At 36.0% G+C, this 24,759-nt stretch carries 11 protein-coding genes; 5 read left to right on the top strand and 6 right to left on the bottom strand.

The window, feature by feature from the left end:
• Position 1: 1 nt before the first annotated feature.
• From EGI05_RS15380 to EGI05_RS15355, 6 genes are all read right to left on the bottom strand, one after another.
• On the bottom strand, positions 2-2,536 hold the full coding sequence (locus EGI05_RS15380) for a phage tail protein (RefSeq protein WP_123263912.1): 2,535 nt from the start codon (positions 2,534-2,536) through the stop codon (positions 2-4).
• Positions 2,523-2,891, bottom strand: coding sequence for a hypothetical protein (locus EGI05_RS15375; RefSeq protein ID WP_123263911.1), 369 nt, complete (start codon positions 2,889-2,891; stop codon positions 2,523-2,525). The genes EGI05_RS15380 and EGI05_RS15375 overlap by 14 nt, the downstream gene beginning before the upstream one ends.
• A gap of 2 nt (positions 2,892-2,893) precedes the next feature.
• Positions 2,894-6,910 (bottom strand): hypothetical protein, encoded by a 4,017-nt coding sequence (locus EGI05_RS15370; RefSeq protein WP_134197457.1) that lies wholly within the window; start codon positions 6,908-6,910, stop codon positions 2,894-2,896.
• A gap of 302 nt (positions 6,911-7,212) precedes the next feature.
• Complete coding sequence (locus tag EGI05_RS18040) at positions 7,213-7,383, bottom strand: hypothetical protein (protein WP_166668359.1); 171 nt, start codon at positions 7,381-7,383, stop codon at positions 7,213-7,215.
• Between the two features lie 220 nt (positions 7,384-7,603).
• Positions 7,604-8,641, bottom strand: a complete 1,038-nt coding sequence (locus tag EGI05_RS15360; protein WP_123263908.1) for a patatin-like phospholipase family protein — start codon at positions 8,639-8,641, stop codon at positions 7,604-7,606.
• A gap of 190 nt (positions 8,642-8,831) precedes the next feature.
• Positions 8,832-9,332: a M15 family metallopeptidase gene (locus tag EGI05_RS15355; protein WP_123263907.1), complete on the bottom strand. Its 501-nt coding sequence runs from the start codon at positions 9,330-9,332 to the stop codon at positions 8,832-8,834.
• A gap of 372 nt (positions 9,333-9,704) precedes the next feature.
• Between EGI05_RS15355 and EGI05_RS15350 the strand changes: the two genes are divergently transcribed.
• From EGI05_RS15350 to EGI05_RS15330, 5 genes are all read left to right on the top strand, one after another.
• The gene (locus EGI05_RS15350) at positions 9,705-11,084 is read left to right on the top strand and encodes a T9SS type A sorting domain-containing protein (protein ID WP_123263906.1); all 1,380 of its coding nucleotides are present in this window, start codon (positions 9,705-9,707) and stop codon (positions 11,082-11,084) included.
• A gap of 8 nt (positions 11,085-11,092) precedes the next feature.
• Positions 11,093-21,502 (top strand): SpvB/TcaC N-terminal domain-containing protein, encoded by a 10,410-nt coding sequence (locus EGI05_RS15345; RefSeq protein ID WP_123263905.1) that lies wholly within the window; start codon positions 11,093-11,095, stop codon positions 21,500-21,502.
• Positions 21,503-21,506: 4 nt separating this feature from the next.
• On the top strand, positions 21,507-21,986 hold the full coding sequence (locus EGI05_RS15340; RefSeq protein ID WP_123263904.1) for a hypothetical protein: 480 nt from the start codon (positions 21,507-21,509) through the stop codon (positions 21,984-21,986).
• Positions 21,987-22,385: 399 nt separating this feature from the next.
• Entirely contained in the window at positions 22,386-23,663 is a 1,278-nt protein-coding gene (locus EGI05_RS15335; RefSeq protein WP_123263903.1) for a Y-family DNA polymerase, read from the top strand.
• A gap of 230 nt (positions 23,664-23,893) precedes the next feature.
• Entirely contained in the window at positions 23,894-24,754 is an 861-nt protein-coding gene (locus EGI05_RS15330; protein ID WP_123263902.1) for a complement C1q domain-containing protein, read from the top strand.
• The last annotated feature ends 5 nt before the right edge of the window (positions 24,755-24,759 follow it).

Below are 24,759 nucleotides of genomic sequence, written 5' to 3'. Positions count from 1 at the left end.
ATTATTTCATAAAAGTTACACCATAAGTTAAATAAAAACAATCTGCACAACAACCTTGTAAACCTTCTTTTCGAAGGAAACTGTTGTATCCCAATATTCTGCCAAAGGCGTTCTCTCCTAATTTTCCATCAGGATCTATCTTTTTTAGAAGATCATCTAATGCCCTGAACTCGGCATGTGCAATATCTACTTCATCCCAAGCGAATTTCATAACATCAGGATCAGCCAGGTTTAGTCCTTCGCCATTGACTCCCCTTTTTTGTAAGTGGATTTCTAATCTTTTTCTAAGAGTTGGATGTAGATCGTTTATAAAGTCTAAATGTAGACCTTTTTCGATTTCTTTATCAGTAAAATTAGAAAAAAGTTTCGAGATAGTTCCAGATTCTTTGTCTGCCATTCCAGATATTAGCACCAGTCTACCCCTTGAATTTCCTGTTGTATGAATGTTTCTTAAACGATTCCATTCATTTTCAACCGTACTGAACAGTTCTCCGCCGACTTTACCGAACTTTTTCTCAATTAAAATCTTGGCTATTTTAGGGAACAATCCAGGAGGTCTTATATACTGAGTTCTGTATACTTCCTGTAGAAGTAAATCATCCAAATATCTCCTTGCCGCAGTTTCTCCTTCCTCTTCTAATATTTTTACTATTTTCTTCGTTTCTTTTCTTAGTCCTGCTAGAGTTCCTTTATATAACAGCACGCCATTGTATTCTAAACAATATCCAAGTTTGTTTCTGATAAAATTAATTGTTGCTTCTGTAGCCCTTATAATAGCTTGGATTTTTAACATTGATGCATCAGGAATGAAACTGAACACTAGTGATTTTTTATTAATCAAGGGTTTTCTTCTCTGAGAGATGATGACCCCTTCAATTTCTTGGACATCTTGCGCCAGATCATCCAGTTTAGAGCCGTTTCGCATACCGGAAATAAGTTCGTCAAAGAATTTTGCTAATGCTTTGAAGCCAGTATTACACGCCTTAATAAACTTGGCTATAATTCTGCCCAGTAAAAGAAAAAGATCTGATAATCCTACAGTGACCACTGAAATCGTTTCTTTTAGAATCACCATCAATAAACTTTTAATCTTTTCAACATATGTTACCCCTTTAATGACGTTACCAGCTCCTTCTGTAAAAATTAAAAGAAGAATATTGATAATGATTTCAAATACTACACATCCCGCATAATAAGCCATTTTGTAAGTGGAAATACCAGTGAAAAAGTTTCCGATGGAAGCATACAGATCACTTATTCCATCTGTATCTCCTTTACTGAGGAGTGACGTAATGGCACCAAATACTTTAGCGGCATGCTCGTAAATAAAATCAAGTACATCCTCTATTTTCTCCTGAGAAGATCTTTTTTCAAGAAATTGCTTGTAAGAAAATGTTGTGATGGGGGAGCATATAAAGGCGAGAAGATACAGGATACATTGGACAAGGCTTACCAATCCACTCACTATACCGCAAACAAAAGCATTGATAATTTTAAGAGCTTCTAATCCAATATGTATAATGTTTTTAATGACTTCCTGCAAGTCAGATAAAAAAGTTTTGATCTGATTAACAATGTTTGATATTTTTTGTATTAAAGGCTTTAAAGCATCTGGTAAATGTTCTACTACAACATCCTTTACTTTACTCGCAGCGTTCTTTACCAATTCCCAAACTGTAGCGAATGCATTCTCTACACTTTGTACAAATGGGCTGTTTTCAAGGTTTTCAAAAAACTGGGCTGCCTTATTCATGTTGACGGGGACCAGAATTCCACCTATTGGTAGAGGAATAAGAGGAGAATAGTCCTCATGGGAAGGTTCGTAGTTTTTTTCATCGGGAACTAATTTTCCAACCTGATCTGCGCACCAATTAAGTGCATCCTGAGGAATACCTTCTATACTTCCAATCAACTCTTCAAACTGTGTGTTTCCACTTTTGTAGCCGTACTCTCTCATCAGAGCAAGTTGGATCTGAGTTGGGTCTAGCTTGTCTCCATTTGTTGAATAAGCTACCTGGTATAAGTATTCTGCTTCATCTTTTAAAGAAGTAAGGTTTTTATAAAGTGTTCCATTTATTTTTGCGGGTAATGGGTTGGGGTATTGGTCCACTAGTTTCACATGATAGTCTCCCATTTGAGCAATGTAAAAATCACCGAAAAAATTATTTTTATCTTTAATGCTTCTTTCATAGAATAAGTTCAATATGTGAGGCTGCTCAGCTGTACTTTTATATTTTTCATAAACCATTGAACCGCTTTCACAAGGAATAGTAGTTACCGTATATGAATATCCTTGTTCACCATTCTCATTTTTACCGGTTCCATGAAAAGCTGAAGTTTTTTCATGATCCATAAAAGATTCTCCCAAAGGAATATTCTTTTGATCAAAAAATTTACTTCTGTATTCTGGAGCTCCTTTTAGACTAATCTGATCTAGGATATTGGTTTTTCCTGCAAATCCTTTATTAACATCTTCAAATGACAGCGTTTTAAATTCTGATAAATCATCACTCCATTCATCATCAAATAATCCCATTTTCTTTGTTTTTTTCTGTTAAACATTCTAGTTCGTTAACCGGGAAAATTTCTTTGATCGTTTTATGTTGGCAAAAGTGATTGACTTTCTCTTCATCAAACACGGTAAGATCCAAATGATAATTTTTATCAACTAAAACCTGCGCATTTTTCAATTTACATCTTGCCTGTACTAAAATATCCCAGTCTTTTCCTTCTAATTCCTTCCATTGTTCTTCAGGAATTCTGCCTCTGCTACCAATAAGAATGATCTTTTCTACAGCAGTAATCTCACTAATCTTGTCTTTCAAAGTCGTGAGGATATAAGGCAGCACTTTATCGTGCTGCCAAATAGCCTCAGGTTTTACCCGACTCATGGTTAAGAGATTAAAAATTTAGACAATGGAGCTCGGTCTGTATACTCAGCTTGAGTAAGCGCCTGACCGTTTTTATCTCGAATTCTATCCGGAGTGTTATATTCTGTCGGACTATGAATTTTCACATAGGTTTCAGCATCTGTTGAAATTTTAAATAAATCGTACTCATCCATATCACCGGGCTTTCTAAAAGTAAATGTTTTTAGTTCGGAAATATTGATTCTGAAAGTAAGCCCGTTCTCTCCTGTTGGGAAAGCTTCAACCCCTTCAATAGAAGAAATTTCATCAGCAAGAGCTTTGTAGAAGGCTGTAGAAGATTGTACTCCAATCCATGATGCATCTCTGTCGACGGTTATGGTGTTTCCTAAGCATTCATAAACTCTTGGGAATAGGTGGAAACTATCCATCTCGGCAATTGTTTTATACATGTCCATACGATTAAATGAAATTTCAATCAATTTATCTGCGGACTGCCCGATCTGATTATTGTTCAACTCAAAATTGCTCATACACATTTCACCGAGATTATCATCAAACTTCACTCCTGGCTCACAATAGACAGGAAGAGCTTTTTCAACCTGAAGCCCGATAGAACCTGCCTGAAGAATGGTAAGAGAAGTAGGGATTTTCTCTCTCCAAGGTTCTCCTTCTTTGGTTCCTTTAGGATTCTTCATTTCGTCAACGATAGATAAGAACAATGGATCATCAATTACAGGAACTTCACCGCCATTCCAGATCTGACCTGTAGCAAGGAAGTGTCTTACTGCTTCTTCAAATCCAGGTCTTACGGTTACAATTACTCTTGCCATACCAGACTGCATGAAGGCTCTGAAAGTTGGATCATTGTCATCAAACTGATATAATTCATCCCAGTTAGTTCTGCTTCCCCAATAGTAAGGGTAGAAGTAGTAGCTCATGATTTCCCATTCGAAGGCTTGCTCCATGAATTTCACAAATGCTGCATATTTGTCTAAGGTTCCATCTACTTTAATTTCAGTATTAGTGAATGTTTCTGCGGCATTATCGGTCTGGTAATATTTATTTTTTCCAAAAGTAAGCTCAGCAGTAGGATTTTGATCCAGCATGTAAGAAATACAGTTTCTTCTTAAGATGGTATTTTCAATTTTTCTGTAGAATCCTGGGTTTGAACCTTTGATCTGTACTCCTAATGCTTTAGCATCATTTAACGCTTGCTGATATTTTTCCAGTTCTAGTTCATAGGCTTCAATAATTTTATTGAATGTTGTTTGCAGCCATTCATTTTTAGCTTCCGGAGTAAGCTGACATTTTACACTTGCATTCACGTCAACCGCGTGAGAGCCGATTACAGAGAATGATACAGGAACGGATTGATAAAAATTATTGATAGCAATCTCACTTCCATTCATGGCTTTTCCACCAATTCTCAGGAAGTTTCCATAAGTTCCTTCTCCTCCGGTTTGCATAACTCCGATAGCAGCAATAGTAACATAATTTTCAGGGATCTGTATTTCTGCACCACCTGCGATCGCCTCATCCCATTCAGCGTTTTCTTTTGAATCACCAACAGTGTTCGAGAAAGCCTTTCCGATATAAATGAATTCCTCTGGTCTCTTATCTGTGTCTACATTATATTTACTGATCCAGTATTTGAATTTGGTGTCATCAAGCAAGGAGGAGAAGTTTTCCAGTTTATGAACCGGGGATTCTCTTGGATCAACCGGTTTTATCAACTGATTTTCCAGATTTTTAGAAACCAGCATTCCCAAATTATGCAGCTTGGCAGGTTCAGGAATCATGAATTCGAACATCATACGTTTACCGTAATTGTAGATCTGGTTTTTCACTACTTTGTCTACCCATCTGTAAACACCAACCACATGATCGTTTCCTTTGGTATTGTCAAATCCGTGCTTATTATTTTCTTCGTACTCTTCCAGAATTTTATCAATACGCTCTTCTTTCACTTTGGTAACGATTCTGTCCAAAGCTCTTGCAGTAACATCTTTTGCACTGGTAACTGCCTGTCTGGTACTTTCTTCCTTAGAATTATGAGTGGCATAATTGGCTCCTACACTTAGACCATATTTTGCCCCTCCTTCTACTCCCCAACTAGCGTTAAAGCCAGCTTGTGCAGCAAAATCTTTAGATTCCTGAAGGATTTTGGCAACCTCGTTCTGCATCTCATATCTATCTGTAGAAGTGGTATCTGTAAGCTTTTCTTTTTCAGATTCGCTGGATTGTGTGGTTTGGGATTCACTTCTTTTTAATCTTCTGGTAGCTCTTTCTTTATATTCCCTTGCCATAATGTTCTCAATATGAGCGACATCTCCTTCTACATAAGCATACGTACTTTGTTCTACCTTACGGTAATCCGCAATTCCGATATTTTTCATACCGAATCCTGAAGGGATGAAAGTACCTTGTACAGGCTTCGGATTTCCTTCTGTAGGTTCTTCAGGCTTAACTTCTTTCAATGCAAAAGCTCCGCTTCCCTTGAAAATCCCTTGCTTGATTACACGATCAATTTGATATGGATCTCTTATCAGAGTAACATCCATTGTATACGTTTTACCATCAGACAAGACTACTTCTCCCTGAAGGATAAACCCATTTAAATTAATAGTCTGATCTCCCGGAATTCTTGGATTCACATCAAATAAAATATTGGTTCCGGTAGAAGAAAAGGTAACATTGCTTGATGAGATCTGAGTACCACCTGAAAGAGTTACTTTATAATTTCCGGAAATAATATTTTGAGTAAGATTATTGAGGGTCAGCATAATACTCCATTCCGATGCATTTCTGGAAAATGTCATTACACTGAAAGGGACCCAGGTTGAAGTATTGAATGAATTGGTAACAGGAACTACAACACCTCCTACTGAGGCTGAAACCTGTGGATTCAATACCGTATTATCTAAAACAGTTTGCTGTAAAGATTGATTGCTTTGTGCAATTATCTGATTGATCTCCTCATAAGTAGAAACCCCGTTCAATGCGGAAATAACATTTGTAGCGCCAAAGGCTCTGCTTAAAGCCTGCACACTTTCTTCGCTTAAGCTTTTAGATAAAGCATCTGCATCAATTTCTCTTCCATATTCAAAAGAGAATGCGGGATAATCAGGAACAGGAACTGTTGATTTTAATAATTCATCCTGTAATTTGGATATTTCTTCACGGATTCCTCCATCTTCAGGGGTTTTAAGGCTTAAATCGGTCAGATATTTTATCCTGTTTTCGAGGGTGGTTTTTCTATTCTCTTTGTCGGCCTGCTCATTCAAATATGCTTTCTGAATAGGTAAGACCTCAGACTGATATCTTTCAAAGGCAGATTTATATGCTTCCTGATAGCCTTTTTTATAATTGCTTTCCAGCTTTTCTAATTCTGAAAGCAATGTTTTGTTTGCCTCAAGGTGCAATTGTGCTTCCGCAAACTTCATGTTGGCTTTATTGAATATTACATTAGGAGCTTTGGAAGTTGTTGCTGTATTGGATGCACTTTGATCCACTTTGAATAATTCCTTGGGAAGAACCACTTTTGCTTTGATGACATCCTGATATACTTCTTCATTGGAACCATCATAATTTAATAAAATGTGATTTAAATGAAGGTATTGCATCAATGTTTCCTTTGCATAAAAATCTTTTTGAGTTACTACCTGATAAATCAGGTTATCCCAGATCTTTGAGTCAATTAAGATAACAGGATGTTGTAAGGCTTTATATTCATTGATTTTTTTATCAAACTCAGCTTTCGTAGCTGTCGCTTTGTTTCTGGCTACCCAAACAGCCAAATCGTAGAATGCAGGATCTTTATCTTTTAATGATTTTTCTGTTTCGATCACTAAGCCGCTGATCGTTTCACAGACTCTTTGTAAAGATTCTCCGGCTTGTACTCTTGGGTCAATGACTCCTTTTTGAGTAGCATAGTCTCTGAAAATAAATCTTCTTTCTTTGTTTTTAGGGTCGGTTAATTCAGCATTACGCATGGTAGCGAACCTGAAAAGTGTTTGTGATGTGTTGTTGTTTGTGTTCATACTATTTGTTGATTTGTAATTAATAATACCTCATCATGAAGGATTACTGATCGTATTTTATTTGGAAGCCTTATTTTTTTAGGTGGTTTCCGGCAGGGATATCCACCCTACTTTTTAATCAGAAGGTTCATTTGTCGTGATTTTATATATTGGATTTTTAAACACGGTTCTGGCCGTTCAGCATTTTGTGAATGGTGAATTCAAAGGCTTTGTAGAAGATTTAATGATTATTTTGTGTTCTTAACCGGCGTTCAAAGGTAATGGTGAGCGACGACAGAACCTGACGTGTTTAAAATTCTTTTTTATAAAATATCTTCTTCAAGAATATCATTTTCAAAATCGTCTCTGAAGAAACTTTCAATCTCATTGAGATAGTTTTCATAGTCTATCTCTGCATTTTCGATGTCGCTCCATTCAATAGTATAGAGCTCTTCATCAAAAATAATATCTGAATGGTGATGCAGTGTTTCCATGTCTTTTTTCTTTAAATTTTGATACAATTTTGGCTGTTCAGCATTAATAAATGTTGAATTCAATGGTTGTTATAAAAGTTTTTAATGATTGATTTTTGTGCTTGATTTATATTTCAAAAGTAAGAGCCGAAAGCGACAAAACTTGACGTGTTTATAAAACTTTTGAAAAAATAAAATATAAGCTAATTACATTATATTTTACATTTATAAGCAGAATAACTTATATTTTATTTTTGATGAGCTTTTGCACAATCTGGTTAAGCATTTCCCTGTTATCATCAATATAGCTAAGTCCGGCCTGTATCAGATTTTCAATATTGGATCTTCTTACATTATCCATCGCGGGAGAAGCATTTTTCAATGATGGATTAATACGGTAATAGTTCTTCTGATTTCTCTGACCTAAAGTTTGGAACATCTGGCAAAGTTGATAATCAACGGTTTCTGCATTAGCGGACATTAAAATGTCAATGATAGGATTTACCCATCCTATTTTTCCGGCTTTCTCCAGTTTCCTGAAAGAATAGCTTCTGGATTCGAATCCAGTTCCGATAGAAACAATAATCATATCATTTACACCAGGATGATTGGGTTTTTGATGGTTTTTCAACACTTCGGCAAAAGGCGTTTTCCTTGCTTCCGCATAAGCGCAAAGAGCGGGATTGTTGGCGAACATTCCACCATCGATCAAACTGAAGATCTGTCCATACATAGACTTGATCTGTACCGGGCTGAAATAGGTAGGAGCGGCCGATGTCGCTCTGCATACGTCTTTTACATAGAAGTTGTCGTTACTCAAATGGGCTTTCCATGAGTTGAAAAGCTTGGCTCTTCTGTTTTCAATATCATAGCTTGTTATTAGGCAGGGTTTTATTAATTCTTTAAGTTCTAAATTTCCAAAAAAGTCATTCAAATTTTTTTCAAGTGCTTCCTGGGAGATCTTTTCATTCAGTAAACCGAATGGATTGATCAGTTTTTCCCAAAAAGACACCTGGAATATGTCGCCACCTTTTTCAGCATATAATTCTAAGCCTTTCTGAATAGAATATTTTGCTTTCTGGTGTCCATCAGGACATAGAATAATAGATGCAATCAGTCCTCCTGTACTGCTTCCGGCTACAAGATCAAAATAATCTCCGAGTTTGGCGCCCGGCTTATCATGATATTGCAGTTGCTCTTCTATGTAGCGCAGAATAATGCAGGTAATGATTCCTCTTATTCCGCCTCCGTCCAAAGAAAGAATGGTTGTCTTTTTCATGATGCTTTTAATTGTTTAAGAAAAACAGACCAGACAGCTTTAGATAAATAAACCAACAGTTTTTTCTCAAAAACTATTGGCTTTTTTACATGTATTTGTACTGTTTTTTGGTGTTTTTCTGTAAAGCAAATGTAGGTGGAGGAAGCGACAGAACTTGACGTGTTAAAATAAATTTTCAAATACAAGAGAATTAAAGGATTACATATCCATCCTTATCTCTGGCTATTTTAGAAAGGTTTCTCCAGCTGGTTTTGATTGTTTTTTTCTTGGTGGGAATGCTCTTCCTTTCAAAGTGGGGAAGGTCTTTGAAGGTCTTCCAGTTTCCGCCCCAATCCCAACCATGTTTGGCAAAAATTTTCACGCATTCATACCAGTCTGCTACCTGGTCATTATCCCAGTCTTTTGCAGTGTCCCAATTCGCCACTTTTCCATCAATTATCATGCATATATCTACAGCAAATCCGTAGTTATGAATGCTCTGCCCTGCTTTGGCGTTGGTTACCTTTTTTCCTGTTGTGATTCTGCCGATAGCATATAATTTTTCCTGTTCCTCAAAAGACCTTAATCCTTGAGTAATTCTTACTTTAGCTCTGCCAGTAAGAGCTTCATCACATTCTTTAATAATGTTCTTTACCTCCTCTCTTACCAAAGGATGCAGCTTTTCAATTCGTTGTAAAGATATCTTGTCCATAATTTTATTTTACTCATATTTTTAGAAAACAAAAGTAGAAACGGGATGCGACAGAATATGACGTATTTCAAATAATTTCATATTTTAATTATGATAAAATAACTGCTGTTATGAAATAATAATATTTAACATAAATAAAATATTAAAATTTAATAGAATTGATAAATGGAATGAAATTTTTCTTACTTTTGTGAAATAAACTAATGAAATCATGACATGTACTTCAAATTTAGACTTCCTTAAATCAAGGCGTTACAACAACAGTAATGAAAACATTTATTCTATTTTTAGTGAATAAGTAAATATTTTCAGATTATATCTTTGGAGAATCTTTTTAGATTTCTCGATCTATTGTTAACAAATCCATATTTTATGCATAAAATCTCCTACAGGAGAATTTTCACGATGGCTCTATTATCGTGCTCTTTCTCCGCCTATTCCCAGCTGGTCGGCTCTGATGCGCAACTATGGGAAAAAGCTAATCCTACTTCGAGGGAAGCAACCCGATGTAAGGATGAAAATTTATTAAATTTTCATTGTGGTATCAAAGACAAGCTTCTCAAAAAATATATCAAATACAGTAAAAACAAAAGCCATACACTTAGTTTGGTTCATACTTCAAAAGAAGATGAGCTGATCTGGAAGAATACAGATAAAAATGTTTCCTTGAGCAATATGGCATATGATAACGGGAAAGAAAAGAAAGAGATCAGAAAAAGACCAAGTATCTTTTCTTTTGCCGGCACTGCCGATATAAAAGAAAAATCCGATAGTTTGAAGATCAAATTTGAAGATCAAAATCTTTATGAGATTATTTTCTTTCCGAGAAAAGCAAAGGCAATGGATTTAAATAAAATTCATTCGTATTTGTCAATAAAATATGGGATTTCTTTGGAGAAAGGGAAATACTATGGAAGTGATGGGAAGGTAATATGGGATCCGGAAAAACATAAAGATTACAAATATAGGCCAACAGGTTTGGGAAGGGATGACGGAAATGAGCTTTACCAGAAACAATCCTCAAATCAGGCAGATCCGTTTTTAGCAATCGGCATGAATGATATCAAAAGGACCAATGTAGAAAATCCTACGGCTATTGATAATAATAATTTTGTGATATGGTCTGATGATAATAAGGAAATGTCTCTAAAAACCGAAAAGGATTTAGATATACTTGAAAGAAACTGGGAGATCAATTTTATAGGGAACAAAATTCCTAAAAGTGATTATAGTGTAAGGATAACAAAAGAAATAGTTAATCCGCGTGCGCTTCCACTTTCTTATTGGATGATCATTAAAAAAGATAACGGAGAAGCCAAAAAGATTTCCGGAGTTGAAAATGAAAAGTATATTACATTTAGTAATGTTGAATTCTTGGACGCTTTTGATTCCGGTGATAAAAGCCACTTTACCTTTGCGGTGAGTCCTAAAGATAAAACAGGAAACGGAACCAATCCACGCTCAGATTCTAATCTGATAACTCAAAATGAAAAAGACATCTCATTGGATATAAGCAAGATAGTTCTTTATCCAAATCCTGTAAAAAAAGATCAGAATTTTACTATCGTCTTTCCTAAGATGGAGAATTTGGTGATTTCAATTTATGATGCAGGGGGAAGACTTGTGAAGCTGGAAAAAATCAGTGAAAATGCAGGATCTTATGTGAACCACCTTCCTATTCAGAGTTCTTATCTAATCAATCTTACGCAGAACGGAAAATTGATCAAGACATTTAAATTAATTGTTGACTAAGCTAAATCATGAGAATAAATATTAAACAATCTTTTACAAAAAGATCAGTACTATTCGTATGTTTTTTTGCAAGTATGTTCTTATTTGCAAGTTTTACGAAAGAAGACCGCCAGAAGGTCCGGGCTTTTAAGCTTCGAATGATGGATAAATACGTCTATAATTCAGACACTGAGGATAATACAGGTTCAGCAGAAAATACAGGAAAACAAAATCCCGGTCATACTGTTTCGAAATCCTTTAAAAATGTGAATGAAAAGGATAATGCATTAGGGAATGCTTCAATATTTTCCGCTTTCGAAAATAAAGACTCGGATCATATCTTTAATTCCGAGGAAAAGCAGGGGATGATCGGAGAATTTTCTGATGATGAATCGGACAATCCATCAGATAACTTCTTTACTATTACAATTCCTGAAATAAAACCGAATATTAAAGCATATCTGGTTTACGATTTATTCGGATTAGAGACTTATCATTCAGTTTCGCGATCCATTAATAAAAATATTGCTTTTGGAGGTAATATTATTGTTCCAAGCAGCAAATGGAGCACCCAAAAAGAAGAAATTGCGCTGAGTTCATTAGAGAAAGGAAAAAACACGATTCTTTTTACTTCTTCCATTGATGGTATAAAGTATAAAGTAAAAAATGTAAGAATTGTTTTTGAGAATGGCTTTGCACCTTCAACGGATATTTCATCTTTATTATCAGGAAATAATCTATATATAAAAGGTATTGAAAGCGGAACCTTAAATGCAATACATGTTAAGGATCAGACGATTTTAGCTGTAAAAGGGGAGTACGAAACTTTGATTAAGCTTTCAGAAGAAGATAAGGCAAAAGGCTTTGTGAGCATTACAAATTCAACAGGAACAAAAGAGTATAAAATTCCGGAAAACAAACCTTCATTTAAAACACTGAATGAAGAAAAGTTTATTCCGCTTATCATCAATATCTCCAAGGACTCTGAACAAACAAAAGCTTATGAAAACTCCACTGTTTTCATTGAGAAAAATTCTGTATCCGATAATGCTCAGATACAGGTTGTAAAGCTTAGAAAAAAAGACTATCCGGCTATTTCAAGAGAGATTAAAAATCTGACAGTAAATTCCAATGCGTATCGTTTAGAAAAACGATCCGGAGAATTAACGAAGAATATAGTTTTTTCTTTCCCATATGATGAAAAGAAACTTGGAGCAAGATCAGCGAAAGAAATAAAGGCTTTTTACTTTGATTATGCTTCCAAAAAATGGAGAGTAGACCCAACCAGTAAAGTAGATACAGAGAAAAAAGTGGTTACTGTAGAAACTAAGGGAGATACAGACTACATCAATGGAGTTATTTCGGTTCCTGAATCTTCACAATTAGAGGCGTTTGCTCCAACAAGCATCAGTGGACTGAAAGCGGCTGATCCTACAGCGGGTTTGCAGCTTATGGATATTCCTTCAGCAACACAGAAAGGAGATGCCAATGCTGATTATCCGATCCGTGTTCCAAAAGGTATTGGAGGGGTTGAACCATCACTATCAATAGGATATAACAGTGGGGGAGGAAATGGCTGGATGGGAGATGGCTGGAATATTAACGGCTTATCTTCAATCACAACTGATTCCAGATGGGGTGTCCCTGCATTTGATGGTAGTAAAGAAACAGAGCTTTATACTTTAGATGGAGAGATGCTGGTTTATCCCAATGGTTATTTGCCTCACAGACATAATGATGTAAGTGAAAACAATACGGCTATTACCACCGAAAAACAGTTGAGGTCTTCATTTACAAATAATTCCGTAAAGCAATTTTACCTGAGAAAAAACCATGACTTCAGCCTGATCGAAAGAATAGGGACCAGTCCCGGGAATTATACATGGAAAGTGACCTCTACTGATGGTACCAAAAGATATTATGGAGGTTCCTCTGATTCTGTACTCTATGGTGAGGGAGGAATTGCCCACTGGGGACTTCGTTTAGTAGAAGATGTACACGGCAATACCATGGAATTTACCTATTATAATGAATCTGCAGGAGGAGGAAAATTTTTCCAGATCAAAAAAGTGGCTTATGGGAAAAACAAAGATTATACGGTAAACTTTAATAAAGAAACAAGCATTACCAGAAAAGATATTATCAGTAATGCAAAGCAGGGTTTTAAAAGAGTAGAGCCGTTTTTGTTAAAGGATATTGAGGTTAAGTATAAAACGGAGTTAGTCAGAACCTATAAAATGGATTATATAGAAGGAGAGTTCTATAAAACTCTTTTGAAAAGAATATATATTGTTCCCAATAATCCATGTTCAACCACACTGGCGAGTAAAAACAGTGGAGAAAGCGGTACAGAAAGGAATGGAAAAACCAGTGTGGCAAACAAAGCAGAAAGGGATATAGATGACGGAACTGGAGGCGGCGGCGGGACCAATGGAGGTATTGAGCCAACCTGTAATGAAATTTCAGACAGTTATACTTTTGAGTATTATAATGATGTAAAAGACGGTCAGGGTAATGTCAGATTATTTGGTCCGGATACTTCTGTTAATCTTCAGAATGATAAAGAAGCTTATTCAGGATTCATAAGAAGTTTAATAAGGCCATCTAAAATTAATGGAAACATCAGTTCAGAAAAGGGAATAAATATAAGACCTGCAGCAGGATTGAATTTTTATTATCCGTCCAGTGATGCTTATGGGCATTTGATGTTTGGTTTTCCATTTGGAAGTTCCGATGCCAAAGCCAGAAATGCACAACAGCTTGTAGATTTCAATGGAGATGGAATACAGGATATGATCTACAGAGTTCCTGATGAAGGACTGTTTTTGCGAACCGGAAAATTAGACGAACTTGGAAATTTAAGTTTTAATGGATCTCAGCTTATTGAAAATTATGATGGTGGAGACTTTTCTTTTACAGAAACTCACACCAGCAATTGGGGATGGGATATGGGAGCTATTGTTTATAGCCGTTCTCAGATAAGCTCTAATTCCAGAGGTTCAACAAAAACGTATCTGATTGATGCCAACTCGGATGGCTTAATGGATATTGTCAATAATGGCTCAGTGTGGTTTAACCGATTTGACACCGGCTCGGGGAAATCTGAAATGACCAAACATTCTGAATATACCGAGAACATGGTTGTAAAAGCAAAAGCGATACAGACCCCAATAAAATATTGTGGTGATATAGGTGCTGAACCAGAACCATGTCCGGAGGATCTTGATGTTACACCTGATACCATTACTGATGTGGTAAAAGTATGGATAGCACCTAGGGATGGATATGTCAGATTTACAGACAATGTGGTAATAGCGCCGACATTTGGGCTTGATCCATCACAAAAGATGTATTATTCCGTTGAGATGCCTATTCCTGCTTCAATTGATGGGCCTTCAAACATCCTTTATGCCAATAATAGAATATATTTAAAGGAACTTCATGCCGGAGACTCTACACAAAATGTTATTATAAACAGGTATAATGATTATTATACTCAAATGCAGACTGTTCCTGTCGATACCAATTATGGTGCTCAGATTGGCACCAATGATTCTCGCAGATTATATGTGAAAAGTGGGGATAAAATTTATGTGAGATTACATAAAAATACAATAAAAGATGTGCCGGTTACTTCAAATCCGGGAATCACATATGTAGATCCAAATACAGGAAATGATATTCCGAATACTTTTGAACTTTCACAGGATAGGTTTCAGTTAAATAATGGCACTTATGCAAGCAACTTCTTTTTAAATAACCTTTCTGCACCTATTTTCCTTGATGCTCAGGGTACGGCGACAATTAATGTTGCGAGAGTTTACTTTCCTTATTCAACAGATAACTTTACTTTCAGAATTGTAACTGAAAATAATACTGGTGCAATTACTGATTTAATTACTCCGCAAACCTATTTGCAAAGTGATACAGGCTTTTATACAGATCCTCAATATTTAACCCTTAATGTTAATGCTTCTGAGCCTGTACATTTAAGATTTATTGTAGAATCTGATTCTCAAACCAATTTCTTCCAAGATAGCTGGAATGGTAAAATTACGGTTGATTATAGTGCTTCAACAAACTATAATCCTAATATAAATCTCAATTATATAGCCGTTCCGGAATATCCGTCTTTTGCAGTTACCCAATTAAAGCAAAAGTTAGATATTAATAATGTTTCGCATGGAAGCATTCTCAGCGGTACTCATGATTTTGGTATCCAGATTAACAAAAACGTTACTAATTTTTCCAATTTAGGAACAGGATCATTCTATTATATTATTAAGAAGGGGAATCAGGTTTTAGCCAAAAGAAGAGTGATTGTTTCTCATACAAACAACACTCTGATAGAAGAAGATATGACCTCAGGTCAGGCTATTAATGGTGTTTCTCCAATTGATTTTTATACGGGCTATGCTAATTTTATAAATACTGGTGATAACAGTTATTTGGTAACAGTTCAAGTGTATTGTAAAACAGGAGGAGATTATGCATTATTTAATAAATATTCTGAATATTTTTCAGGGAAGCCCTTCGATATTTACTATGATGATGTAAATATGTATGGCAGTACATCTGCTACAGCAGTTAATACAGCAATGTATAATACGAAATCATTTTTTTCTAGCAACTGGGGGCAATTCCTTTATAAACCAGGCGACTATTTTAATTATATTTATGGATCTCCAATCGATCCTAATGACTTTTTACCGCCGGTTGCTACACAAAATACCTATCAGGCATGTCAGAATATAACTAATGACAATGCGGCTTTGGCCGATTGTATTTTAAATGTAACCCCTAACCCTAACGCTGGAACGATTTCACAGAGAGTAGCACCAATGAAACCGAATATGGTCAGGAGAAAGCTAAACAGTTTTACAAGTAAGTGGGTGGGTGCCGGACCTGAACAATATTCGGCAACAACAAGTTTCAATACGGATGATACCGTAGACTATTTTACAGATCCGGTTCCTACTGTACCGGTTGTAGTACCAACCACCTATACTTCCGGACAGCTTTCTGTAGATACTACGATGAGGGCAATCAGTAAAGACCAGAAAAGCAGTTCCAGAAATACTACAAACGGGTTGAGTTTTGGAATGGGAAGCGGTGGAAATTCAGAAACAGTACTCACCGGAATTGGTAGTGTTGAAACACAAACCTTTTCTGATATGAATGGGGATGGATATCCGGATATGGTATATCCTCAGTCTGTCCAGTTTACCAATTCCACGGGAAGTTTAGAAGATATCCAGCTTGTTATTTATGGAGGGGATTATCCAACCAATTCTGCAAGCTATCAAAAAATGAACTCACTTGGATTTTCTTATAATGCGTTCTCTATAACCGGAAGAATCGGAGCACATGGACAAAACGGAACGACTACGCAGAATGACGGCGGATTGCCTTGGTCTGGAGGAGCATCCATAAATGCAGGGATCAATGATTATTATAATTCCTATGATTCGGGACAAGGATTTTGGATGGATATCAATGGTGATGGCCTTCCGGACAGAATAAGAAACGGAGGTACTCCATATATGACCTGTGCTTTGAATTTAGGTAAGAGTTTGAGTGGAGATGCACCTTATGAAAATATGATTACTTACCGTTCCCATCCTAAGGGCGGTGTGAGCTTTGGAATAGGTGGAGCTCTTGGAGCTTCAGCGAATTTGGGAGCATTGAGCAGTTTTGGTTTTGGGATAAGTGCCAGTGTAGGGGCTTCATCTTCTTCAGGATCAGCAGATGTAGTATATGAAGATGTAAATGGAGATGGATTGATTGACATCCTTGAAGTGGATAATTCCAATAATTCTACTACTGTTCGTTATAACTTAGGAAGCAAATTTAATTCTGCAGTTCCTTTGGTGAAGAGTGGAGGAAATATCGATTTTACAGATGAAACGAGATCATTCAATGGGTCATTTTCCTTCGGAGGAAATTATATGTTCAATATTGGGCCAATTACCCTTATTCCACCAATAGTCCTGCTGATTCTTTGGATTAAAGCCGGAGCCGGGGCTACAGCTAATATTGGTTTGAATGTATCTGAAACCAGAAAAGCATTTAAGGATATGAATGGGGACGGCTTTTCAGATTTAGTGCAGGATACAAGCAGCGGGTTTATTGTTAACTATTCATTGTTAGGTAGAACCAACAAGCTTAAGTCGATTACCAATAGTTTTTCAAAAGGAAAATATATGTTGGATTATCAGTTTGTAAGGGCCAATTATAATAATCCGCATGCTAAGTTAGTCGTGAAAAACATCAGTGTTGTAGAGCCGGATGTTTTCTCAACAAAATATACAACTGAGCTGGGAAATAAAATGCAAACCAATTACATTTTCCGTAACAGAAAGTATGACAGAAGAGAAAGAGAAGATTTTGGTTTTGATACGGTGATTAAGCAGGAAATGAACAATTCAGGTGTTGAAAGAACCTCCACCGATTTATATTTCAACAGTACCTATTTATTGAATGGATTAATCAGACAAAACACAGTACAAAATGGCAGCGGAAGTTATTTATCAGATGTGAAATATGAATATAAGCTTAGAAAGTTTATCACGAATAATTCACTGCTTCAAATAAATCTAAATTCAGATTTGCCTGTGGATTATGATAATGGTGGTAGCGAAGGACGAAAAATGGCAATCGCGCTACTGGATAAAAAAATAAAAACAACTTTTGAATCCGGAGGAAGCATTAAAACAACCGAACAATTTTCATATACCATTAATGGACTTATTTCGAGATATCAATATACAAGTCCTTCTACGTCATATAACACAAGTATTAAGTATCAATCTGCCAGTAATAATATTATCGGAATTCCTAATCTTGTTGAGGTATATGCAGGAAATACAGGCTCACAGTTGTTGAGGAGAAGAAGCGCCTATAATATTAATTCGTATAATGGCGATGTGGGAACTTATGCTGTTTTTGATGGTTCTAATGATATCGTTACAGATATAGAGTATAATGCAGCAGGAAATATTACAAAAGTAACCTATCCGCCAAATGACAACGGAGGACAAAGATATTCGCTTGAATATACTTATGATGATGCGGTAACAGGAAAGTATGTGGTAAAAGTGAAAGATATTTTCAATATTCAATCAACAGCCATATACAATCCGCTTTTTGATGTGGTAACAAGAAAAGTGGATACGGGAGGTAATGCAATGGTGTTTTACTATGACGGTTTCGGAAGAACGAAATCAATCATGGGACCGAATGAAATTGCAAGCGGTTCTACGGTTCCGACTGTTAAATACAAATATTGGCTGGATCATGCGGGAATACCTAATAATGATGCCACAGTGAAAATATATAGAGCGTCCACTTCCAATTTAGACCCTGAATATGCAGGAGCGGGTAATACCATCATGACGGATAGCTATTCCGATTTCCTTGGAAGAGTAGTGCAGGTGAAGAAGGATATTGAGATGAATGGTTCTGAAGTAAGATCGGTATCGGGGAGAACCATATACGATGTATTAGGAAGAGCAGTTCGCCAGTATCACCCAAAATATGAAATGCTTGGAAACCAAAATCTGAACTCTTATGGAGTATTTGAGCCTTTCACATCCAGTGTTTATGATAGCAAGAACAGAATTATTTCGCTTACGGATGAAGATGGTGTTGAGAAAAAGACATTCTACACTATTGAAAATGATATGTTTAAAACAACAGAAGAGATTTCAACGGAAAAAACGGAATCCTATACTAATGCTGAAGGAAAAATAGTGCAGAAGAACGATTATCTGTATACACAACCCATCACTACATTATTTGAATATAATACAATTGGTGAGTTGATAAGTTTGAAAGATCCGGAAGGAATTCCTACTCAATATTCCTATGATCTTGTGGGGAGACGTATACAACAGATCCACCCGGATAAAGGAACAACGACTTATGAATATGATCAGGCAGGAAATCTTGTGAGATTAGAAACGGATAACCTAATTAATGATCCTTCGATCAGTACTCATTTTATAGAATATAAATATGATTATAACAGACTTACGGGTATTATATTACCTGACCTGCCTTCTGGAGATCCTAACCCAAACAATGTCATGTATCAGTATGCTCCTTCTACAGCAGGAAACAATGCAGGTAAACTTCTGGTAAAAGAAGACGGATCGGGAAGTACCAAATATGCTTATGGAAGAATGGGGGAAGTGCTTTCAGAAATGAGAGTAGTACGTGGACATCATATCCCGGAAATGTATTTTAAAACCTATTTCAACTATGATAGCTGGAACCGTATCACTAAAATCAAGTATCCAGATGATGAGCTTGTTTCTTATCATTACGACAAGGGAGGAAATCTTAAATCTGTAAACAATAATCTTGGAGATACCTATATTCAGAATATTGTATATGATCAATACGAACAGCGTGTAGGAATTCAGTATGGTAACGGAACGTATCAAAATTATGGATATAACGGGCAGAACAGGAGATTGGATTATTATAGCTTGTCTAATGCAACAAACAATCTGATGCTGAACAACTCATACAAATATGATGAGTTTGCCAATATTACCGGAATTAAAAATGATGCTTATCCTTTAGGAAATGGTATGGGTGGGGCATTTGAGTTTGAACTCAGCTATGATACCCTGAACAGGCTAATCGGAACCGGAACAAGAGAAACCATTCTGGATGGGGAACAACAGCCTATACATAATTCTAATATGGCACACTCGACTTATAAGCTGGAAATGGAGTACAATAATGTAGGGGGAATTGTTCGAAAAACACAACATCATGAAAGAGACCAGATCATTGTACCAGAGAACACTTACAGCAATCAGTATGATTATGTTCCGGGTACCCATAAACTAGCATTGGCAACAGATACCCAAACAGGCAATGCGGATTCATTTGATTACGATTATAATGGAAATGCCTTAAATCATAATGATAATAACGGAACAAAAAAAATGTTCTGGGATGAGCAGGATCGTTTGAGAGCATTTTATAATGATAATACAGGAATTTATCAGTATTATACTTACGATGACAAAGGAGAAAGAGTGATTAAATATGGGCTTGACGCACCTGTACAGCTTTATCAGAATGGAGTACCTGTTATTGTTGATGAGTTGAAGCTGTTTGAGTATAAGCTTTACCCAAATCCTTATATTACTGTTAGTTCTACAGGACAATATACGAAACATTATCTTGAAGGATCGAAAAGGTTTGCCAGCAGACTTATGGATGGTGCTGTGAGATTTGAAGACCCTTCAGTACTGTACAGTAAAACCACTGATGAGAAAGCTCCTGAAAAAACAGCTGATGTAGAGGCTGATTTTAAGAAATACCTGGAAAAAACAGATCTTGGTAATAACGTTTCAGTGGAATTAAAAGAAGTATATCAACATCCGGATTTGTATTATCTGCATGGAGATCATCTGGGAACCGCAACATTTGTGACCAATTCTCAGTCTCAAGCAACACAGTTTTTCCTAAATTTACCATTCGGGGAAACGATGTTAGAACAGATGGATGGATCTTACAATAATCCGTTTAAGTTTAATGCAAAGGAACTCGATGAAGATACAGGGTTGTATTATTATGGAGCGCGATATTATAATCCGAGATTGAGTATTTGGTATGGGGTAGACCCATTAGCAATTTATAATCCTGTGATGGAGAATGAATTTTATGGAAATGGACAACACAATGGAGGAGTGTATAATTGGGGTAATTTAAATCCTTATATTTATACTTATCAGAATCCCATTGTTTATATTGATCCTGATGGAAAACAAGTTCGTTTCTCACAGGCTCCTAAATTTAAATATGATTCCGGCTTTTCTAAATTTCCAAAAGAAAAACCGACTGGAGCAGATCGAGCAAATTTTACGATATGGACAGCAAAAGCGACGCTAGCACAATCAGTACTTCCTAATGGAACATCCGCTTATTTTCACTATTTAGGCAATACGGGAAAAGATTTCACTTTCAATCTTTCGAGCTACTTAAATGAAGACAAAAGTGGGAAAATTTTGCTTACTAACATAACTAACATAGCGAAAAGTAATGCAGAAAAAGTACTTACAGGACCGGGTAAAGTAAGTTATTATAGCCAAGGGTTTTCTGCAAATGGGAATAGTGCTGAATTTCCCTATCCAGCATCTGAAGATTGGCAAAAAGCAATAGGAGCATTTAATTTTTACTATAAAGCAGATCTGTCTTCTCAATCGGTAAAAGGTGGATTGAAATATACATTGAACCTTACCATATATGGTGAAGATAAATATAACTTTAATCCTGGTCAATATGATATAGCAACAGGTACTTCTGATAATGTGAATGGCAGATTTGAAATTGTTGGATGGGCAAAAGAATATATGCAAAGAGGAGCTGCCAAGGTTAAAACTATTGAATGGACAGTGAAACAACCAAACAAACCGTAATTAAATGAAACATTTATTATTTTCAATTATATGTTTATGTCTTTTTATTTCTTGTAAAAAGAATACAGAACAGATTAGTACAGACATACATGCTTTAGAAAAATATATAACATTGCCAAAAGTGCCCAAAAAAGTAAAATATCAGCTTATAGAAACTCCTATAAGAGCTGGGGGGCAAGACTGTACCACAGGACTTTCTATCTATGCTGTTTTAGAATTTTCTCAAGAGGATTTTAATAGCATTGTTAATATGTCTACAGAAAAGTACACATTTCCACTTCAAGTAACTAGTGAGTCATTTAAAGAATGGTATCCGGATTTGGTAAAAAAAAAGTTTATTAAAAAAGATAATGATTTCGTAATGTTGTCACCACCAATATTTGACGGGGTTATTTTTTCCAAGAAAAATACTAATGCACAACCATTGTTTTTCACAACAGAGAATAATGAAATATTTATAATATATAAAATGTGTAAAAATTAAACAATGAAATTAGAAAGGGGTTCATGAAATAAGGGATGAGTCTTTTTACTAATAAATTGATAATTAGGGCTATCTTTTAAAATAGTTTTATTCCTCTCTAATAGGAAAAATGTAAAAAGCGTATTGTTTTCAATACGCTTTTTGCGTTTTATTTATCTATCAAGCAATAAATAGTGCTTCTCAGAATACGGAGAAGCACTGATGTAGATATTCTTAACTATAATTCTAATTTTTTAATCTGGATAAAAGTGAAAAAATAAAAACAATATACGACAAAACTTGACGTGTTTTTAAATATTTAAAACATTGTTTTTCAATTGATTCAATGTATTGTTAAATTTTAAACAACTTCATTATTTCTCATTCAAAAGTTATAATTTTGCTTAAAATATCCTCATCATGTACGCGTTGGTAGACTGCAATAATTTTTTTGTTTCCTGTGAAAGAACGTTGGATTCTTCACTGGAAAACAAGCCTGTTGTGGTCCTTTCCAATAATGATGGCTGTGTGGTTTCCAGAAGCAGGGAAGCCCAGGATCTTGGGATTCCTATGGGAGCTCCGGCGTTTAAGTACAGAGATCTTTTCAAAGAGCACGATGTGAAAAGCTTTTCTGCCAAATTCGAGTACTATAATTATAAAAGCCAGCAGGTTATCAAAATTGCTACTTCGTATGTGGATAGGCTTGATTATGAAGTGTACAGTATTGATGAGCTTTTCCTCGACTTAACCAGTTTCAAGTATGTAAATATTTACGATTACTGCCTCGAAATCCGGAACAGGATTAAAGCTGAAGTAGATATTCCTGTAAGTATAGGAATTGCACCCACCAAAACATTGTGCAAGGTTGCCAATAGAATTGTAAAGAAATATCCTGAAAAATTTAATGGAGTATATATTTTAGATACTCCGGATAAAATTGAAAAAGCATTGAAATGGCTTCCTATAGAAGATGTTTGGGGAATCGGATGGAAATTGGGAGTGAAAATGCGTGATAATGGAGTAAATAAAGCCTGGGATTTGCTTCAGAAACCTGAAATATGGATCCGCAAGATCATGGGAATTCATGGAGTAAGGATGATGAATGAACTCAAAGGAATCCGGCAACTGGAATTATCAGCGGTTTCTCCTAAAAAATCCATTGCCGTAACCCGCAGCTTTATGGAAATGCTTACCACCAAAGAGGAAGTAAGAGAACGGGTGGAAACTTTCGGGATGTATTGTTCCGAAAGACTGAGAAAGCAAAATACGTGTTGTAAAATGATCACGGTTTTTGTGCAAACCAATCGTTTCAGAAAAGATCTCCCTGAATATAAAAAAGCAATCACTCAAATTCTTCCCAATCCCACTAATTCTTCCATTCTTATTGGAAGGGTAGTGAACGAATTGTTTGAAGCAATATACAAAGAAGGATTTCACTATAAAAGAGCCGGCGTTATAGTGAATGATTTTGTTCCGGAAAATGAAAGACTGATCAGTCTCTTTGAAAAGGATACCCAAAATCAGCATTTGCCTGTCATGAGAGCAATGGATGCCTTGAATAAAAAATACGGAAAAGATAAAGTCCGCCTCGGAAGCATGAGCGGAAAAAATACCTTCGGCCGCGCCAAGCTCTCTCCGGAATATGAAGCCTTTTTAAAAAATAATACATTACCTGAAGCTAACTTCAGATTTCACTAGAACTACTAAAAGCGATATTTATTGTAGCTGAAAACAGATTTTTTATTGGAATAATGAGCTGGCTTTTCATGCTTTTTATTAAAATTCCGAATTTTATTATTGTAAAAAATAATATAAAACGCAGTATATCAGTTGCTTGTAATTTACTGTTCTTTGGATGCTTGTAGCCGGAGACTTTTTGGTTTTATCTTTGCCGCAGAATTTTACGATTTCAAAAAACACAACATTACATGAAAAATTATATCACCTTGCTAAAAGGGGTGTTGATTTCGGGCTGCCTTTTTCTGAATTACGTAAAGGCTCAAGTAGGAATTAACACTTCCAATCCTCAGGCAACTTTTCATATCGATGGTGCTAAAGACAATCCAACTACCGGATCTCCAACTTCTACTCAAATTGCCAACGATGTTGCATTTACTTCTTCAGGAGAAATAGGTATAGGAACATTGACTCCGGCTACTAAATTGGATGTTCGTTCAGTGAATAATACGGATAATTCCATTGGTATTGGAGAAACCACACAAACAGCGACAGCTGCAGAAGCGGGAGCGATGAGGTATAATCCTTTAAGCGGTGGAAAAATGCAATATTCGGATGGTATTGTTTGGCAGGATCTTATTTCTACTCCAACGAAAGCCGTAGTGGTTGCCAATATTCAGGCAGCTAATTTTGCCATCAAAATACCATATCAGGTTTCTACAGGGATTACGGGATGGAGCGAAATTTCTGATCCTACCACTAATTTCAATAATACAACCGGAGTTTTCACAGCTCCCCGAACAGGTGTTTACCTGGTGTCATTTACCTATGATTTTGTAAGAATTCCTATAGTTTCAGGATATTTTTCCGAAGCCCGGTATGTGGTAAACGGAAGTACAGTGGTGAAAAAATGTGTCAAATCTTTTTCCAATACCTCAAAACAGGCACAGGTTGCCGGATCATGTGTTGCCGGAGTTCAGCTGAATAAAGGGGATACTTTTCAACCTCAAATTTATCAATCCGTATATAATGGAAACCTGAGCTTGAGAACAGATCTTACTCCTGCCAGTAATGATTATGGATTTATCAATCTCTCAATAGTAGAACAATAACACAA

The organism is Chryseobacterium daecheongense (assembly GCF_003729955.1).
Lineage (GTDB): Bacteria > Bacteroidota > Bacteroidia > Flavobacteriales > Weeksellaceae > Chryseobacterium > Chryseobacterium daecheongense.
This window is presented reverse-complemented; position numbering and strand designations above follow the sequence as displayed.